Raw genomic sequence first — 16088 nt, forward strand, 5'->3', positions numbered from 1 at the left:
CCCGCCTATTTTCAATGGTTGCGCCGGATCTGCAGCGAGCGGGGCATTCTGCTGATTTTGGATGAGGTGCAGGTGGGCATGGGCCGTACTGGCATGCTGTGGGGCCACTGTAACCTGGGGGTGGAGCCGGATGTGTTCACCTTGGCCAAGGGCCTGGCCGGTGGGATCCCCATCGGGGCCTTGTTGGCGAAAGACTTTTGCGCCGTGTTTCAGCCGGGGGATCACGCCAGCACCTTTGGGGGCAACCCCTTGGCTTGTGCGGTGGGCCTGGCGGTTTGCCGCACGCTAATGTCGGAGAGTTTGGTTTGGAATGCCCAGCAGACAGGGGTGTATCTGCGTCAGGGGCTGTCCCGCTTGGCGGAGCAGTTTCCGCAGCTCGTTGAGCAAGTGCGGGGCTGGGGCCTGATTCAGGGCTTGGTGGTGCGCATCCCGGCGGCTGAAGTGGTCAAGGCAGCCATGGACTGCGGGCTGTTATTGGTGCCGGCAGGATCCCAGGTGGTGCGCTTGGTGCCCCCCTTGATCGTCACCCCGGCAGAAATTGACGCGGCTCTAGCGATGTTGGCATCGGCTTTGCAAAGGTTGGCCGCCTCCCTTGGCCATTCCGGGGCAGCCTAGCCTCGCCAGACTTGCCGCAGAAATGCCTGCAACTGCTGTCGGGCAGAGGGCTCGCGGGGAGCGGGATCCCTTGCCTGCTCCAAAAGGGGCAACACCTCCTCCGCATAGGCCGGAACAAAGCCGGCAGCAGGCCAGAGCAAATCCGAGGTGGCCCGCAGGTTCAAGACTTGGGATCCCTGCCTGAGCAGGAGAGGTCGCACCCAGAGCAGCGGCGGGGTGTCAGAGCCTGCCTCAAGACTGTGGCGAGAAACCTGAATCAGCTCCACATAGAGGGTGGCCTGCGACCCTGGCAGGGCGAGAATGGGACGGGGTGAGGGGGGAGCGCTGCCCACTTCCGCCGAGGCGGGCAAAGGGCGCCCCAGCAGACGCAGGCCCTCAACAGAGTCACACTGGGCGGGCAAACAAGGCAACAGGGTCATGCAATCGTTGACCGGAAACTGTACAGACTGTACTTATCCTAATCGATGGCTTTCTTACGTTTCTTTGGCAGGCGGGTTGGCCGGGGATCCCGTCTTTGCGGGCATTTCGTGAACCCGATTTTGTGGCATGGTGCTAGGTAGCTTTCTGATCAAACTTGAACGGATCCCGCCATGATGCACACTTTTGTCCCGCCCCACCGCTTTTTCCCCTACCTGACCTGGACGGAGATCCAGGCCATGCCCGACAAAGAGAACGTGGTGATCATTCAGCCGGTTGCCTCAATCGAGCAACATGGGCCCCACCTGCCCCTGGTGGTGGATGCCTGCATCGGCACGGCGATCATTGGGCGCGCCATGGAGAAGCTGGAGCCTGAGATCCCGGCCTATGTTTTGCCCACCCAATGTTACGGCAAAGCCAACGAGCATTGGCATTTCCCCGGCACCATTACCCTCTCGGCTCAAACCCTGATGGCGGTGCTGGCAGAAGTGGCAGAGAGCATCTACCGAGCTGGGTTTCGCAAGCTGGTGTTCCTCAATTCCCACGGTGGCCAGCCACAGGTCCTGGAGATTGTTGCCCGCGATCTGCACCAGAAGTATGAAGATTTCATGCTGTTTCCGGTGTCGGTCTGGCGCGTTCCCCACGAAGGACGAGAGCTGTTTACCGAGAAAGAGCGGGAATTGGGTATTCACGCCGGCGATGGGGAGACCAGTATGCTGATGCACCTTTTGCCCGATACGGTGCGAACCGACCGATTGGTCTGCGAATATCCCCACGATCTGCCGGAAAACAGCCTGCTCAGCATGGAAGGGCGGATCCCTTTCGCTTGGGCAACTCGCGATCTCACCCAGAGCGGAGTTTTGGGCGATGCCACCGCCGCCACGCCGGAGAAAGGCAAAGTTTTGGTGGAGTCCATGTCTGACGGCTGGGTGCGGCTGATCCGAGATCTGCACCGGTTCCAGCAGCCCAAGGCTTGGCGCAAAGCCCCGCTGCTGGTCTAGGGATCCAGGCAAAAGACCTACGGCCTGCTTTGTGAAAGGCTTTCGCCAGAACTGGCCGACCAAGATACGACTTGCTGACGCGATCAGGGCAGCTTTTTGCTGGGCTGCTGCAAACTCTATCTGCCCAATGGGAAAGGGTGATACCTTGGCCCCAGAACACACCCGTTCTGGTGGAAATGGGGTGGATTTGGGCAAAGTTCACCTGGCCACTGCCCATGAGGGTATGGATATCTTCATCGCTAACGGTCAGGAGCTGCAGTCGAAGCGGCAGTACCCGGAAAGTCGAAGGGGAAGCTGGCCCAGTTGCTGCGTTGCAGGCAAAAGGGTTCGCGGCGGTATCGCCGACTGGTTCGTCATCTTTCCTGTCGGGCCCAAGCTGTTCGCCTCTGGCGGCGGGGAGCGCTTGAGAGAATCCTCGCCCTCTGGGTCAAGACTCAATTAACCAACGGCTCCAGCCCCCGCAAACACGCTGCCAATGCGGCGCATTGCCTCTTCCACGTTGGCGCGGCTGTTGAAAGCGGACAGGCGCAGATAGCCCTCTCCGGCGCTGCCGAAGCCAGAGCCAGGGGTACCCACCACATGGCAGGTGTGCAGCAGCTTGTCAAAAAACTCCCAACTGCTCAGCCCATCGGGTGTTTTCACCCAGACGTAGGGGGCATTCACGCCGCCATAGACTTGGATCCCCACTTCGGCCAACTGCTGGCGAATGATGCGGGCATTTTCCAGGTAAAACTGCACCAGACCTCGCACCTGCGCCTGCCCCGCTTCGGAATAAACTGCCTCTGCCCCTCGTTGCACAATGTAGGACACCCCGTTGAACTTGGTGGATTGGCGGCGATACCACAAGCTCCACAGATCCACCCAGGATCCATCGGCAGCTTGCCCCCGCAAAGACTTGGGCACCACCGTAAAGGCACAGCGGGTGCCGGTAAACCCAGCGGTTTTGGAAAAGGAGCGGAACTCGATGGCACATTCCCGCGCCCCTGGAATCTCGTAAATGGAGTGGGGGATCCCGGGCTCGGTGATATAGGCTTCGTAGGCGGCATCGAACAGGATCAGGGAGCCGTGGGCACGGGCATAGTCCACCCAGTTTTGCAGATGCTCCCGTGTGGCCACTGCGCCTGTGGGGTTATTGGGGAAGCAGAGGTAGATCACATCCACCTTTTGGCTGGGCAGGCTGGCGGTGAAGTGATTTTCGGCAGTGATGGGCAGATAGACCAGGCCCTCGTATTCGCCGCGTTCGTTGGCCGGCCCCGTATGGCCCGCCATCACGTTGGTGTCCACATAAACCGGATAGACAGGATCCGTGATGGCGATGGTGTTGTCGTGGCCGAGGATATCCAGGATGTTGCCGCAATCGCACTTGGAGCCATCGGAGACGAAGATCTCGGAAGCGTCGATATCGCAGTTGCGGGCCTGGAAGTCGTGCCGGGCAATGGCCTGGCGCAGCCACTCGTAGCCCTGCTCTGGCCCATAGCCGCGAAAGGTGGCCCGTTCCCCCATTTCCTCCACCGCCCGGATCATGGCCGTTCGACAGGCTTCCGGCAGCGGCTCGGTGACATCGCCAATGCCCATTTTGATAATTTGAGCTTCGGGATGGGCGGTGGCAAAAGCCTGCACCCGCCGGGCGATCTCGGGAAAGAGATAGCCGGTCTTGAGCTTGAGGAAGTGGTCGTTGATCCTGGCCATGGAGGTTTGCCGAAGAGGAGGTCATCGGCTTTTCAGTGTAGCTGTTCGCGCTAGCGGGACGGAGTCCTTAGCCGGTTCCGGGCCAGAACTCTTCTACGTCGCGGTTCCCCTGCCCATAGCAACAACCCCGGCGGAGGCGGGACGGAGTAGGATGCTACCTTGGCAAAGATCCTTTGGAGAGCAGGGATGAAGCAGCAGAGGGGAATGGCTCGGCACGAGAGGTGGGCGGTGGGCCTGTTGGCGATCTGGGTTTGGCTGAGCTGGGGGATGGGGGCCTGGTCTGCTCCCCTTTGTCGGGATCCCCTCTTGCTGCGGCAGATCTTGGCAGCTCTGGGCCGTCCGGAGGTGAAGGTAGAGGAGGTGGCCCTTTTTGATCCGGATCAGTGTCTTGTCCAACTGGTGTTGGATCGCCAGGGGTTGAGCGGCTCCTTGCCGCCCGAAATAGGCCAATTTCGCCGGTTGCGAGCCTTGTCCCTCAGCCACAACCAACTTTCCGGCCCCCTGCCGCCCGAGCTGGGGCAACTCGGCCAGTTGGAAAACCTGTTTCTCGACTACAACGAATTCTCCGGCTCCATCCCATCCGAGCTGGGGCAGTTGCGCAACCTGCGCGGCCTGTTTTTGGATCACAACCAGCTCTCTGGGCCTATTCCCCCCCAGCTGGGGCAACTGCGCCACCTGGAAAACCTCATCCTGCAAAACAACCGCCTCAGCGGCACCCTTCCCGGCCAACTGGGCCAGATGAGCTCCCTCAAGGGCCTGTTTTTGGATCGCAATCAGCTCTCTGGGCCTATTCCCCCCCAACTGGGGCAACTGCGCCACCTGGAAAACCTCTACCTGTCGGACAATCGCCTCAGCGGATCCCTGCCCCCCGAGCTGGCTCAGCTGAATCAGTTACGGGATCTGCGCCTGGCACGTAACCAATTCACGGGAGAACTGCCGACCTTTTTGGCAGAACTGCCCCGACTGGAGCGGCTGCACATCGAGGGAAACCCCGGCCTCTGCTTGCCGGCCGCCCTGTCGGAGTGGTTTGCCGGCCTAAACCCGGCGGATCCCCTGCCGGCTCCCATCTGCTCATGGACTCCGTCCCGCTAACGCGACCGGTAGCCTACTGGGACTCCATCCCGCTATCGCGAAAGGACTCTGTCCCACTATTGTGCTCTGCACCGCTGTCACGAACGCAACAGCGTCGCGTAGCAATAACGGCGCAAGTGTGGGATCCCAGCTTTTCCGGGGGGGAGGGGGAGAGCCGTAGCGACGACCAGGCCACTCCTGCTCGATGGGCCACCACCACTCCAATCGCCTCTAGATAGGAGGTTACCGATACATGAGGGATCCCCAACTGGCGGGGGTGCACCTGCATCACGGTGGTGTTTTCCTCGACGGCAATGAAAAGCGGAGGACGGGCAAGGACTCCGTCCGTTCGCGTCAGCGGCGGAGCATTGTGGTGGGGTCGCGACAGCGTTGCGCCGCAATAACGGCTGGCCAGGTGCAGCAAGCCAGGCCCCCCAAAGGCAGTGGCCGGGGCAATGACGCTGTCCACCTGCTCTGCTGTCAGGTCGCCCGGTTGGGCGGGATCCCCGCTCTTGACGAACTGGGGAGCGTAGCTGAGGCCCACCAAAACCGAAGGCAAGAAGGTAAACCCCACCTCTTCAGCAGCAGCGCGGGGGTGAACCGGCTTGGGGAAAGTCTCAGGGTAGAAAGCGGGGGCATGGGCACAAGGGATCCGCAACTCCCGCACCACCAGGTGGCTGATCAGGGCTTCGACGCCGGCCAGGGGATCCACCCCCCTTCCCTGCTCGTACTGGCTGAAGTCCAAGTCATCCGGAAAGCGGGCCACCACGGCAATGGCCTCTGCCCCCAGGCGAACCAGCTCCTGGGCAGTCTCCAAGAGAGCATCAGGCTGGGCCAGGGATCCCTGGCTGGCTCCTGAGGGGGAGAAGCCGACGGAAACGCCCAAGGGTTGGCGGGTCAAGCGCCAGGGGCCAATGTTGAGCCCCAAGGTGGCCTGAGCAGCCTGCATCACCTGCAGGTGGCGTTGTTGCAGATCGGGGGGGATCCCGGCATCCAGCACCACCCCAACACAGTTTTGGCGCACTGGCCGCAAATTCCACACCCCCGCACAGAACTGATCCAGGCCGTACCCTTCCACGTACAACACGTTCCCCATCGGCCAAAACAAACTGGCTCCGTTTAACACGTTGGGATGGGTGATGACCCGCTCTGCGGCTGCTGCCAGGGTGCGGGCAACAGGCAGGGCATCCCCGGCAAAACCACCGATGCGGGCACCAATGCCGGTGGGGATGAGCAGGAGGCTGGTGTAGGGATGGCTCATGCTGCTATGTCTACAGCACTCTATGCTGCTACACGCGAACGGGAACCGCACCGCTAACGCCGGACGGACAGGATCTGCTGGGCTAGGGCCTCGGCCCGCCGCACACAATCTCCCAAGGCCACGCCATCCAGGTAGTTGGCACACACCCACACCCCTGGGGTTTGGTCGGCCAGGCTGGCCTGCAATTGGGCAATCCGCTGCCGGTGGCCAAGCGTATATTGCGGGATAGCCTGGGGCCACAGGCGCTCTCCCAGGCGGATGGGTTCGACAGGGCGGGTGAGCAGGATCTGGCTGAGTTCTGCATGCACAATTTGGGCCCGCTCGTCAGGGGAGAGCGCCGTAATGGGCGGGATCCCTTTCTGACAGGCAAAAGCCGCGTCGGTGGCCCCCCCAATGAAGCTGACCAGGCAGTGATAGCCCTGAGGAGCCCGCTCTGGGAAGAGGGAGGAAGCCCAGATGGTGCCCAGGGTGCGCAGGCCCTGAGAGCGAGGGATCAGATGGCCAAACCCTCGCAGCGGTTGGGGGAGGGCTTCTTCTGGATAGGCCAAAGCCACCACCGCCACAGGCGGGTAGGGGATTTCCCTCAGCAGCCGGCTGGCCTGGGGGTTGAGATCCTGCAGGAGGGTGGCAGCAGCGTAGGCAGGGAGGGTGAGCACCACCTGTTGAGCCGCCACCCAGTGGATTTCTTCTGGGGCCGTGTGCTCTGCACCGCTGTCGTGTATGACGAAGCCCACCCGGTAGCCCGTCTCATCCCGCTTGAGATGCACAGCCCGCCAGCCCAGCCGCAGCGCACTGCCCAGTTTCTGGGCAATCGCCTCAGGTAGCTGCTGCAACCCCTGCCGCAGGTTACCCAGTTGGCCCCGCTTGGGAGGAGGCTGGATGGGGGAGTTGGCGCTGTCCTGGTGACGGGTTCGCGGGAGCGTCGCGTAGCGATAACGGCTGCGCAAAGCCTGCACAGCACCGGCAAAGAGGCTGCCGTAGCGTTCTTCCAAGCCGGCAATGCGGGGGAAGGCTGCCAAGGCGCTGAGCTGATCCGGATCCCCGGCATACACCCCTGAGGTGAAAGGTTCGACCAGCCGCTCTACCACCTCGGATCCCAGTTGCCGCCGGAAGAATTGCCGCACCGTTTCCTCTTTGCCCGGCGGTGGCGCGACAAACCCCAACAACCCACGTAAGGCCCGCAACTTGCCGCCCACGCTCAACAGCCGCGAGCCAATGGCTGCAGAAGGGCTCAGGGGCACCGGCAGCAGCGCTTTCTCCCAGTAAACGTAGCGGGGCAGCTTGGCATCGGCCAGCACCAGGTGCTCCGCCAAGCCCACCTCGGCAATGAGGTTAAGCAGGGCGGGGACGGGGGTAAAGCTGTTGGGGCCCTCTTCCCAGCGATAGCTGTCTTTGGATTGGGTGGAGATACAGCCCCCCACGCGGGAGCTGGCCTCGGCCAGGAGCAGCGGCTGGGTGGATTCATCCTTGGGGGATAAGCCCTGTTGTAATCGCAAGGCCAACGTTAGGCCGCTGATGCCCGCCCCCACCACCACCACCTCAGCCTGCAAGGACTGCGTCCTACCAAAGTGCTCCGCACCGCTATCGCGAACGCGAACAGAAGGGTTCATCTTTTGGGTTCCAACGGGTTTTCCGATCCTCTAAGGGTCAAACAAATGTGCTCTGCGCCGCTCGCGGGTCTACGCAGCTAGCGCAGCACCCGAAATAGGCTGGGGATCCCGGCCACCTGGGGCAGTTGTTGGATCTCGGCCAGCGCCTGCCGGCAGTCGGCCTCCCGGACGGTGTGGGTGAGAATCACAATCTCCGCCTGCTCTTGGTGACATTCCTTTTGGGTAATGCTCTCCAGGCTAACCCGGTGGCGACCGAAGCAGGTGCCAATCGCCCCCATCACCCCCGGCTGATCCTGGGCCAATACCCGCACGTAAAACTCCGACTCCAATTCCGAGAGAGGGATCAAAGAGGCGGCAGCGGGGAAGCAGGAGAATCCCCACAGCGGATTGGGGGCATCAGCCCCCGTTTGCCGGTGGGCAATCAGGGTCAGCAGATCGCCAACAACGGCACTGGCAGTCGGCCCCCGCCCCGCCCCCGGCCCCGACAGCACCACCTGCCCCAAAGGATCCCCCTGCACCAGGACGGCATTGTCCACACCGTTGATGTTGGCCAAGGGGTGGGTAGAGGGCAGAAGGGTGGGGTGAACCCGGATATCCAAAGCCATCTTCGCTGCCTCCCCGCCAGAGTTGGCCCTTTGGGCGATGGCCAAGAGCTTGAAGGTGTAGCCCCACTCGCGGGCATAGCGAATGTCGGTGGGGCTGATGCCGCGGATCCCTTCGCAGGGGATGGCTTCCCGCTTCACAGACACCCCGAAAGCAAGGCTGGCCAAAATGGCGATCTTGTCGGCGGCATCCCACCCTTCCACATCGGCGCTGGGATCCGCTTCGGCGTAGCCGTGGGCCTGGGCCAGGGCCAGGGCTTCCTCAAATGAGCTGGCCGCCTGGGTCATCTGGCTGAGGATGAAGTTGGTGGTGCCGTTCACAATGCCCCAGACCGCCTGGATGTGGCTGGCCTGCAGGGACTGTTGCAAGGGCTGCAGAATCGGGATCCCGCCCCCGACTGCCGCTTCCAAGAGCACCGAGACTTTGGCTTGGGCTGCCGCCTGAAAGATCTCCTCCCCGTGGCGGGCGATCACCGCTTTGTTGGCTGTGATCACCGGTTTGCCGTGGTCAAGGGCTTTTAAGATCAAGGTGCGGGCCGGCTCCAAGCCCCCCATCAGCTCGATGACCACGTCGATTTCCGGATCCGACACGATTTGCTCCAGATTGGTGGTCAGGCGCTCAGGCGGGATCCGCACTTGCCGTGGCTTGTCCAAAGAGCGCACCCCCACCGCCGCAATCTCAACCGACTGCAAGAGAGGATGCCGGGGTTGCTGCAGAATTTGCACAACACCCGTGCCAACCGTGCCCAGCCCCAATAGCCCAACTCGTTCGCGGTAGCGGCGCATAGCGCTTTAGACCACAACTCTTCCTTTTGCCTGCTGTTCCCGTTAGCGGGACGGAGTCCTTTGCCCTGTGAGGGCTCCGCCTCGCCAATGCAAACAGGAAGCGGACGGGATCCCCTCACCATTATCACGCTTGGATCCACGCTCTGCTAACGCGACCATGATCCGCATGCAGAGCACTTTGTTCGCGCTAGCAGGACGGCGTCCTTAGTTGGGATCTATACACTTGTCCGCCAGAGAATCCCGTAAGGCACGGACAAAGTGATAAGGGGGCAAAGGGGCGCTCCAATCCAGTTGCCAATGGGGGTGCTGATCCAGCCAGGTTTGGGTGAGCTGAGCGGCGGCTTCCCACTCGGCAGGGGTGAGCAAAAAGTAGAGCCGCAAGGCCTCTCCCGGCTGGGGATCCACCCTTTGCACAGGCCAGGTGGAAGGCCAAAGCTGCTGTAGGGCTTGCTGCTCCTGCTCTTGCTGCTCTTGGGCCTGTCGTTGCTGGAGATAAGCTTGCTTGCGGGCCAACAGATAGGCCGTCCCGCTTAGGGAGGGCTGTGGCTCCGGTTGGGGCTGAGGTCGAACCCTTCCTTTGAGACAATACTCGGCCCGCCCCCCAATGGCTGCCAGGGCTTGTTCGTACTCCGTCTGCCGGGACAGCAGGTGGGATCCCAGCTTTTCTGCTGAGAGGAAGCAGGTGCCGAAGCGCAGGGGCAGCACCGGCATCTGGGCGAACAGTCGGCAGATCACCTGGTCGTGGCGCAGGGCAGAACGCACCAACACCTCATCCGAGACTTGCAGCGACTCCGGATCCGGCATCGGCTCCACAGCAGCGGCAATTCGGCTGCCTGTCGGGGAGAACACCTGCACCGACCGATGGATCCCCTCGGTTTGCCGGATGAAGGGCAAAAGTTCTGGAGCTGGCTGCGGGAAGAAGGCGTAGGTGTAAAGGGGGCTGTTGATACTCTCCTCATTCCCGTCAGCAGTACGGAGCACTTGGGGTTCTGGCTGAGCTGGGAAGGTCATGGTCTCGGATTTAAGACGAGTAGGTAAGACGGGTAGGCTCGCCTTCCCAGTCTACGCAACCTAGGATTGGGATCTTTGAAACCTACAGGGTTCCACCTATAGAGTTCCACGGCCAGAGTTCCACGGCCAGCCTGGAGATGCGATAGACTAACCTCGCATCGGTTCTGCACAGGCTGGGGTGTCTGGGGCCGGAACAGCGCCCGTGTTCAGGCGGGCTCCCCGCCTCAATGCCCCTAACAGGTGAGGCCATGAACAGCCGCCCAGATTTCAAATCCTTTGAAAAAGAAGAAACCGAACGGTTGCGGGATCTGCTCCCCGCTTCTTTCCGACCCTTGATCAGCGTCGTTCCCCACTTCGGGGGCGAAGCCCTGCTCATCTCCCGCCGCAAAGCCCCTTGGCAGCCCCAGGGCACAATTGCCATCGATTTTCGCCGTTGGCAAGGGATCCCTCAGCCGCAGCGGGATCTGTTGTTTCTGCGGGAGGTGGGATGGCTGGGCAACCGCAATTGGTTGCAGCCGGGGTTTTACCAATCGCTGGCCTTGATGGGGGGCATCACCACCGTGGCGGAGCTCTCTTTGCAGCACCCTTTTTCCGCTCTGTTGGCAGGTGGCATTACGGCTCTCTCCGTCCGGCAGATCTGGCAAAACCTGAACCGGGAGAGCGCCCATTTCGACGCCGATGAATTTGCCCTGCGCCGTGCTCAGTTTCGCGGCTACACCCGACAGGAGGCCGCTCAACACCTGGCAGATGCCATAGAACAGGTTCTGAAGCTGGATCCCACCGATATCCTGACGGCGCTACGGCTGCAACGGCTGAGAACCATTGCCCGCAACCTGGCTTCTACCCCCCCCAGCGGAAACGCCTGGTCGCGTTAGCGGGACGGAGTCCTTGGCCAGTTGCACTTGGGTGATGGCCACCCGACCGGAGAAGCAGATGTCGGTATCGGTTTGGGGATCCCGAGCGCGCTCCGCATAGCGGCCCTGATAGCGAAACCACAGCGACTCTGCCCCATTTCCCTCGGCTTCCACCGCATAATCGAGCGGCAGGGGTTGGGTGCAGAGGGGACAATAGACCCGCTCCGGCAGAGGGGATCCGGCGGGCAAGTGAGGCAGGTTCACATTCCAAAACGCCCCCCTGGGCAGGGGTTGTTCCATCAGCTCCGCCAAGATTTCCCGCGTCCACCGCTGGGCTTGCTCCCAGTCGATGGGTTGGCCCCCTGCTCGGTATTGGGAAATGGCAATTCCCGGGATCCCGCGCATCGCCGCTTCCCGTACCGCTGCCACCGTTCCCGACAGGTACACATCCGATCCAAGATTTCCCCCCTCGTTGATACCGGAAAGCACCCAATCCACCGATGGGGCCAGCTTGAATAGGGCCACCCGCACACAGTCGGCAGGGGATCCCTCGACGGCAAAGGTGCGCTCGCCGCGGGCCAAGGCCCGAAAAGGTCGCCCCGTTGTCACCTGGTGGCTGCAGCCGGAAATCGGTTGGTGGGGGGCCACAATCCAACAGTGTTCTTCCGGGATGAGAGAGTTGAGGGCCAACTTGAGGTTGGCCAGCCCGGCAGCCTCGATGCCGTCATCGTTGGTCAGCAATACCTTCATTCCTACTTTTCCCTTCTGCCGGCAACTTCTTGGGTGAGTCCCAGTGGCAAATCTGGAGATCTTGGGTGCAAAAGCGATGGGGATCCCGTTCTTCTTCTACCCTATCCATAGGGGGTAGCGTCTCCCATGCCGCGTCCCCTGATCCATCGTATAAACTGATACCGGAGGATTGCGATGACCACACGGGTAGCCATTAACGGATTTGGTCGCATTGGGCGGGCCTTCCTGCGGGTGCTGCTGTCTCAGCCAGCTCCAGAGCTGGAGGTGGTGGCAGTCAATGACCTGACCGAACCCGACAACTTGGCCTACCTGCTCCAGTTCGACTCGGCCTATGGGCGCCTTCCCCAAACCGTGAGCGCGGTGGACGGGCATCTGCAAATCGGCAACCACCTGAAAGTCCGGGTTTTGGCAGAGCGGGATCCGGCGCAACTGCCCTGGAAAGATCTGGGGGTTGACCTGGTGGTGGAATCGACCGGCTTGTTCACCAAACGAGACGGGGCCGCCAAACACCTGGAGGCCGGGGCCAAAAAGGTGATCATCTCTGCTCCCGCCAAAGGCCCCGACTTGACGGTGGTGATGGGGGTCAACGACGACCAATACGACCCGGAGCGGCATCACATCGTCTCCAATGCTTCCTGCACCACCAATTGCTTGGCGCCGCTGGCTAAGGTCTTGTTGGATCGCTTCGGCATCGAGACCGGCTTTCTCACCACTTGCCATGCCTATACCGCCACCCAGGCGATTGTGGATCGCCCGGATCCCAAAGATTATCGGCGGGGCCGCTCAGCAGCAGTGTCGATCGTGCCTTCCACCACCGGGGCCGCCACGGCAGTGGCCGAGGTTTTGCCCGCCCTGAGAGGGAAGATGGATGGCCTGGCGCTGCGGGTGCCCACCTTGACCGGCTCGATTGTGGACTTTGTGGTGCGTACCGAGCAGCCCATCACCAAAGAAGCCGTCAACCAAGCCTTTATCGAGGCTGCAGAAGGCCCGCTGCGCGGCATCCTGGCCATTGCTCCACCGGAGATCGTATCGGCGGATATTGTCGGGGATCCCCACTCTTCCATTGTGGATTTGGGATCCACCATGACCTTAGGGGATCGCACGGTGAAGGTGCTCTCCTGGTATGACAACGAGTACGGCTATGCGGCGCGGCTGGTGGATCTGGCGGCCAAAATCGGGGCTGCGCTGTAGGCGGCCATCCTTGTTGCGTTCAAGGCAAGGCTATTAGAACCGGATTTGCGGTGGGGCAGTTACGGTTCAGATGCGGTTGTGGCCGGGGTTGCAGGCGATGAAGGGGGGCCGAGCCACAGCAGGATCACCATTGCCGGAGCGGCTGTCATCGCCGTGATCAGATAAAACAAAGGCCAATTGACTGCAGCCGCCAAATAGCCCGACACGGCCCCGGCCAAGGTTCCCCCCACGGCAAATACACTGGTGAGCAAAGCATACTGGGTGGCACTAAATTGCCGATCGCAAAGGCTCATCAAAAAAGCCAGAAAAGCAGCCGTGCCCATGCCCCCGGCCATGTTGTCGAAAATGGTTGCCCCCACCAGCAGCGGATAGTTTTGCCCCACCAACCCAATCGCTCCCAGGCCCAAATTGCCGATCCCTTGCAAGGCTGCGAAAATGAACAGACAGCGGTAGGTGCCGATGCGGCTGACCCACTCCCCCCCCACAAAAGCCCCAGCCAAGGTGGCCAACAAGCCTATCCAACTGCGGATAATGCCCAGATCGCTGGTGCTAAACCCCGTCTGCAACAAAAATGTGGGGGTCATTTGCCCTGCCAAGCTATCCGGCAACTTGAAGCAGACCACAAACAGCAGGATCGCCCAGGCCAAGCGGTGCCGCCAAAAAGATTGAAACGGCTCGAGGATGGCCGACCGCAAAGAGGTAGGCTTGAGGGCGCTGTTTTCCGGCTCAGGGGCCAAAAACGAGGTAATCAACCCGATCAACATCAGCAGCGCCATGATCCCGTACACCTGCCACCAGGGCAAATAGTCCGCCAAGATCAAGCTCACGCCACTGCTGACCAACAGCGCGATGCGGTAGCCAAATACGAAAATGGCTACCCCTGCCCCCATCTCCCGCTCTGCCAAGATATCGGTACGGTAAGCGTCCACCGCGATGTCCTGAGAGGCGCTCAAAAAAGCCACCAGCAACCCCACCAGAAAGATCGGGCGGGTGAAAACCGTGATGCCCGGCCAAGTCTGGGACAGCTCTTCCCATCCCAAGGCTTCCAGCCAGGTTTGGGTCGGATCCTGAAAACCCAGTAGCCCTATGCTGAGCAGCAACAGCACCTGGGTCAGGGCCATCCACCCCCGCCGCCGACTGCCCCGCAGGGATCCCGGTGCCGGCAACAGAAATCGATCCAGAACAGGCGACCACAGGAACTTGAAGGAGTAGGGCAAATTGAGCAGGTTAAACAAGCCGATGGCAATGGTGGTCAAGCCCGCTTGGGTCAGCCAAGCATTCAAGGTGGTGTTGATCAACAGCAGCGGCAAACCCGAAGAAAATCCCAACAGCAGCAGGACGCCCATCTTGGAGCTGCCGTAGACGCCCAACATCCGCCTCAAGACGCTTGTCCCTGCCTCAATCATGACCAGCCTTCCCCGCCATCCTGTCTATTTTCAGGGATCCCTGTATTGCCAGTATGGTCATTTCAATTAAACTAGGGCACTGCACCCACACCTAAAACTCTGAGTGCAGCAGGCTATAGGGCTTTATCAAGGACTCCGTCCCGCTGGCGCGATCAGCAGCCCAGGCGTCTCACCTTAACCTGAAATGACCATAACATCCCAGTGAAACTCCCCATTGCGTAGCTCCCCTCTCTCAAGGGGAGAGGGACTTCCCTTAGGGCCAATCCTGAACGCAAACCACCTGCTGGGTTTGGGCAGATCGCTCGGCTGCCTCGGCCACCGCCAGGGCGTGGAGCATGTTTTCAGTATGGATATAGAGGGGTCTGCCGTGGCGCAGGTGATCCAGCACCATGCGGGTGTCTTGCTCGAACAGGCCGTGGCGGGATCCCGTCTCTAGAGGGTGGGCGCTGCCGGGCCGCAGCAACGTTGCCTCTTCGCCGTTGATCAATAGGCCCCCCCGTTGACCGTGGAACTCCAGTAGCCGCTGCGAGCACCACAGGGAATCCCCCTTGCCATAGGTCAACACCGCCAGCAACCCACTGGCAAAACTCAGCTGGGCTGTGCAGTAGCAACTGCTGTAGCGGTGGGGCAGATCCGGCCCGTCGTAGCGCAGTTGGCAGCTCACCCGTTCTACCCTGCCCAACAAGTCCACCAAGCGGTGGATGCGAGAAACGGCCCCCATGAGGGGGAAGCCAAACAACTCAGGCCGATAGGTCCAGCGATCGGGAGCGGGGTGGGTGGCGGTGAGGGTAATGTAGCGGACGGCAAAGAGCTTGCCCAGCCCTTCCAGCTCTCGTTTCAGCAACCGGTGAACGCCGCTAATTAGCTCGATGTGTTCGACGTGCAGCAGCACTTGCCGCTCGGCTGCCAATTGCACCAAGGAACGCGCTTCGGCAGCGCTGAGGGCGAGGGGATATTCCACGACGGTGTGGATCCCTGCCTCCAGAGCAGCACGGGCAATGGCGGCATGATCCCGATTGATGGTGCTGACAAAAACCAGATCCAGCCGCTGCTCGCCCAACAGAGAAGACCAGTCCGAATAGGCGACGGCCCCCAACTCGGCGGCAAAAGCATCGCTCCGGTCGGGAGCTCGACTGGCAACAGCGACAATCTGCACTTGCCCATCTTTGCGCAAGGCCTCGGCCCGTGAGCGAGCTGCGTAGCCGGTGCCGATGATCCCCACCCGCAAGGTCTGTTCCCTCCCCTAGCCTGCCTCTGTCTGTAGCATCACACAGGAGGGATCCCTTCCACCAGCTGGCAATCGGGATCTCGCTCTCCCCAGGTCTACTGCTGCACCCTTTGCACCATTCATTTCCGATTGCAGCAACCTGTGTGATTGTGTTGGCTCTCCTCTCCCGGGGGGCAAGGGCAGTCAATTGCAGCCCACCACCGGGAAAAAGAAAGGAATCTGTCTCAAACCAACCCAAAGCGGCTCCTCTGCAGAAGGAAAATCACTCGTGCCCGCCCCACAGAGCCGTTCGCCGATGGAGGGTCAGCGTGGGCATTGGGAAGAAGCCGCTGTCTCAACCTGCTGTACCCGCGACGCAATGGCAAAATGCCGCTCCAACAGATCCGGGATCCCTTGGGGGGAAACGCCGCTATAACGGGCTTTGTCGGGCATAAACACCACATGGGGGCCCCGTTTGCAATCTTTCATGCAGCCCACCCCCTGCACGCAAATCGAACCAGAGTAGGCGGCCAAGTGGGCGTTCAGGGCTTGCATCACCGCTCCGGCCCCACGCCGATAACAGTCGGATTTCTGGCAGACCAGCACCTTACCTTTGA

Annotated in this window: 15 protein-coding genes; 5 read left to right on the forward strand and 10 right to left on the reverse strand. The window is 61.3% G+C overall.

Annotated features, from left to right (window positions below):
- On the forward strand, positions 1-615 hold a 615-nt coding region (locus NW829_RS02930), incomplete at its 5' end, for an aminotransferase class III-fold pyridoxal phosphate-dependent enzyme (RefSeq protein WP_414416393.1).
- On the opposite strand, the gene NW829_RS02935 is transcribed toward NW829_RS02930, so the two are convergent.
- Entirely contained in the window at positions 612-1034 is a 423-nt protein-coding gene (locus tag NW829_RS02935) for a hypothetical protein (protein WP_414330686.1), read from the reverse strand. The genes NW829_RS02930 and NW829_RS02935 overlap by 4 nt on opposite strands.
- A 174-nt stretch (positions 1035-1208) precedes the next feature.
- Between NW829_RS02935 and NW829_RS02940 the strand changes: the two genes are divergently transcribed.
- On the forward strand, positions 1209-2033 hold the full coding sequence (locus NW829_RS02940) for a creatininase family protein (protein ID WP_414416407.1): 825 nt from the start codon (positions 1209-1211) through the stop codon (positions 2031-2033).
- A 438-nt stretch (positions 2034-2471) separates the two neighbouring features.
- Here the strand turns inward: NW829_RS02940 and NW829_RS02945 are convergent, their stop codons facing one another.
- On the reverse strand, positions 2472-3722 hold the full coding sequence (locus NW829_RS02945; protein WP_414416394.1) for an LL-diaminopimelate aminotransferase: 1251 nt from the start codon (positions 3720-3722) through the stop codon (positions 2472-2474).
- 204 nt (positions 3723-3926) lie between these two features.
- Between NW829_RS02945 and NW829_RS02950 the strand changes: the two genes are divergently transcribed.
- Entirely contained in the window at positions 3927-4814 is an 888-nt protein-coding gene (locus NW829_RS02950; RefSeq protein WP_414416395.1) for a hypothetical protein, read from the forward strand.
- Between the two features lie 13 nt (positions 4815-4827).
- On the opposite strand, the gene NW829_RS02955 is transcribed toward NW829_RS02950, so the two are convergent.
- The 4 genes from NW829_RS02955 to NW829_RS02970 all read right to left on the reverse strand — a co-directional run bounded on the left by NW829_RS02955 (position 4828) and on the right by NW829_RS02970 (position 10063).
- Entirely contained in the window at positions 4828-6054 is a 1227-nt protein-coding gene (locus tag NW829_RS02955) for a DUF3326 domain-containing protein (protein WP_414416396.1), read from the reverse strand.
- A 53-nt stretch (positions 6055-6107) separates the two neighbouring features.
- Positions 6108-7664 carry a protoporphyrinogen oxidase gene (hemG, locus tag NW829_RS02960; RefSeq protein WP_414416397.1) on the reverse strand — a complete coding sequence of 519 codons (1557 nt, stop codon included), beginning with the start codon at positions 7662-7664 and terminating at the stop codon, positions 6108-6110.
- A 77-nt stretch (positions 7665-7741) separates the two neighbouring features.
- Entirely contained in the window at positions 7742-9052 is a 1311-nt protein-coding gene (locus tag NW829_RS02965; RefSeq protein WP_011433040.1) for a homoserine dehydrogenase, read from the reverse strand.
- 204 nt (positions 9053-9256) lie between these two features.
- Entirely contained in the window at positions 9257-10063 is an 807-nt protein-coding gene (locus NW829_RS02970) for a GvpL/GvpF family gas vesicle protein (RefSeq protein ID WP_414416398.1), read from the reverse strand.
- A 248-nt stretch (positions 10064-10311) separates the two neighbouring features.
- On the opposite strand from NW829_RS02970, the gene NW829_RS02975 reads away from it, so the two are divergent.
- Positions 10312-10938 carry a DUF3318 domain-containing protein gene (locus NW829_RS02975; RefSeq protein ID WP_414414024.1) on the forward strand — a complete coding sequence of 209 codons (627 nt, stop codon included), beginning with the start codon at positions 10312-10314 and terminating at the stop codon, positions 10936-10938.
- Here the strand turns inward: NW829_RS02975 and surE are convergent.
- Positions 10861-11667, reverse strand: coding sequence for a 5'/3'-nucleotidase SurE (surE, locus tag NW829_RS02980; protein WP_414416399.1), 807 nt, complete (start codon positions 11665-11667; stop codon positions 10861-10863). The two genes, NW829_RS02975 and surE, sit on opposite strands and share 78 nt — an antisense overlap.
- Positions 11668-11841: 174 nt before the next feature.
- Here surE and gap point away from each other — a divergent pair, with 174 nt between their 5' ends.
- Positions 11842-12858 carry a type I glyceraldehyde-3-phosphate dehydrogenase gene (gap, locus tag NW829_RS02985; RefSeq protein ID WP_414416400.1) on the forward strand — a complete coding sequence of 339 codons (1017 nt, stop codon included), beginning with the start codon at positions 11842-11844 and terminating at the stop codon, positions 12856-12858.
- Positions 12859-12917: 59 nt separating this feature from the next.
- Here the strand turns inward: gap and NW829_RS02990 are convergent, their stop codons facing one another.
- The 3 genes from NW829_RS02990 to NW829_RS03000 form a co-directional block, all read right to left on the reverse strand.
- Positions 12918-14204, reverse strand: a complete 1287-nt coding sequence (locus tag NW829_RS02990) for an AmpG family muropeptide MFS transporter (RefSeq protein ID WP_414416401.1) — start codon at positions 14202-14204, stop codon at positions 12918-12920.
- A 313-nt stretch (positions 14205-14517) separates the two neighbouring features.
- On the reverse strand, positions 14518-15486 hold the full coding sequence (locus tag NW829_RS02995; RefSeq protein ID WP_414416408.1) for a Gfo/Idh/MocA family protein: 969 nt from the start codon (positions 15484-15486) through the stop codon (positions 14518-14520).
- A gap of 309 nt (positions 15487-15795) precedes the next feature.
- Positions 15796-16088 (reverse strand): (2Fe-2S) ferredoxin domain-containing protein (locus NW829_RS03000; RefSeq protein ID WP_414416402.1); only part of this gene is annotated, 293 nt, incomplete at its 5' end.

The organism is Synechococcus sp. R55.8 (assembly GCF_047461895.1).
GTDB lineage: Bacteria > Cyanobacteriota > Cyanobacteriia > Thermostichales > Thermostichaceae > Thermostichus.

Bases quoted from the DNA above. Each gene is read 5' to 3' on its own strand.
- NW829_RS02970 (WP_414416398.1), bottom strand. From the start codon at position 10,063: ATGACCTTCCCAGCTCAGCCAGAACCCCAAGTGCTCCGTACTGCTGAC.
- surE (WP_414416399.1), bottom strand. From the start codon at position 11,667: ATGAAGGTATTGCTGACCAACGATGACGGCATCGAGGCTGCCGGGCTG.
- NW829_RS02990 (WP_414416401.1), bottom strand. From the start codon at position 14,204: ATGGGCGTCCTGCTGCTGTTGGGATTTTCTTCGGGTTTGCCGCTGCTG.
- NW829_RS02965 (WP_011433040.1), bottom strand. From the start codon at position 9,052: ATGCGCCGCTACCGCGAACGAGTTGGGCTATTGGGGCTGGGCACGGTT.
- NW829_RS02975 (WP_414414024.1), top strand. From the start codon at position 10,312: ATGAACAGCCGCCCAGATTTCAAATCCTTTGAAAAAGAAGAAACCGAA.
- NW829_RS02935 (WP_414330686.1), bottom strand. From the start codon at position 1,034: ATGACCCTGTTGCCTTGTTTGCCCGCCCAGTGTGACTCTGTTGAGGGC.
- hemG (WP_414416397.1), bottom strand. From the start codon at position 7,664: ATGAACCCTTCTGTTCGCGTTCGCGATAGCGGTGCGGAGCACTTTGGT.
- NW829_RS02940 (WP_414416407.1), top strand. From the start codon at position 1,209: ATGCACACTTTTGTCCCGCCCCACCGCTTTTTCCCCTACCTGACCTGG.
- gap (WP_414416400.1), top strand. From the start codon at position 11,842: ATGACCACACGGGTAGCCATTAACGGATTTGGTCGCATTGGGCGGGCC.
- NW829_RS02955 (WP_414416396.1), bottom strand. From the start codon at position 6,054: ATGAGCCATCCCTACACCAGCCTCCTGCTCATCCCCACCGGCATTGGT.
- NW829_RS02950 (WP_414416395.1), top strand. From the start codon at position 3,927: ATGGCTCGGCACGAGAGGTGGGCGGTGGGCCTGTTGGCGATCTGGGTT.
- NW829_RS02945 (WP_414416394.1), bottom strand. From the start codon at position 3,722: ATGGCCAGGATCAACGACCACTTCCTCAAGCTCAAGACCGGCTATCTC.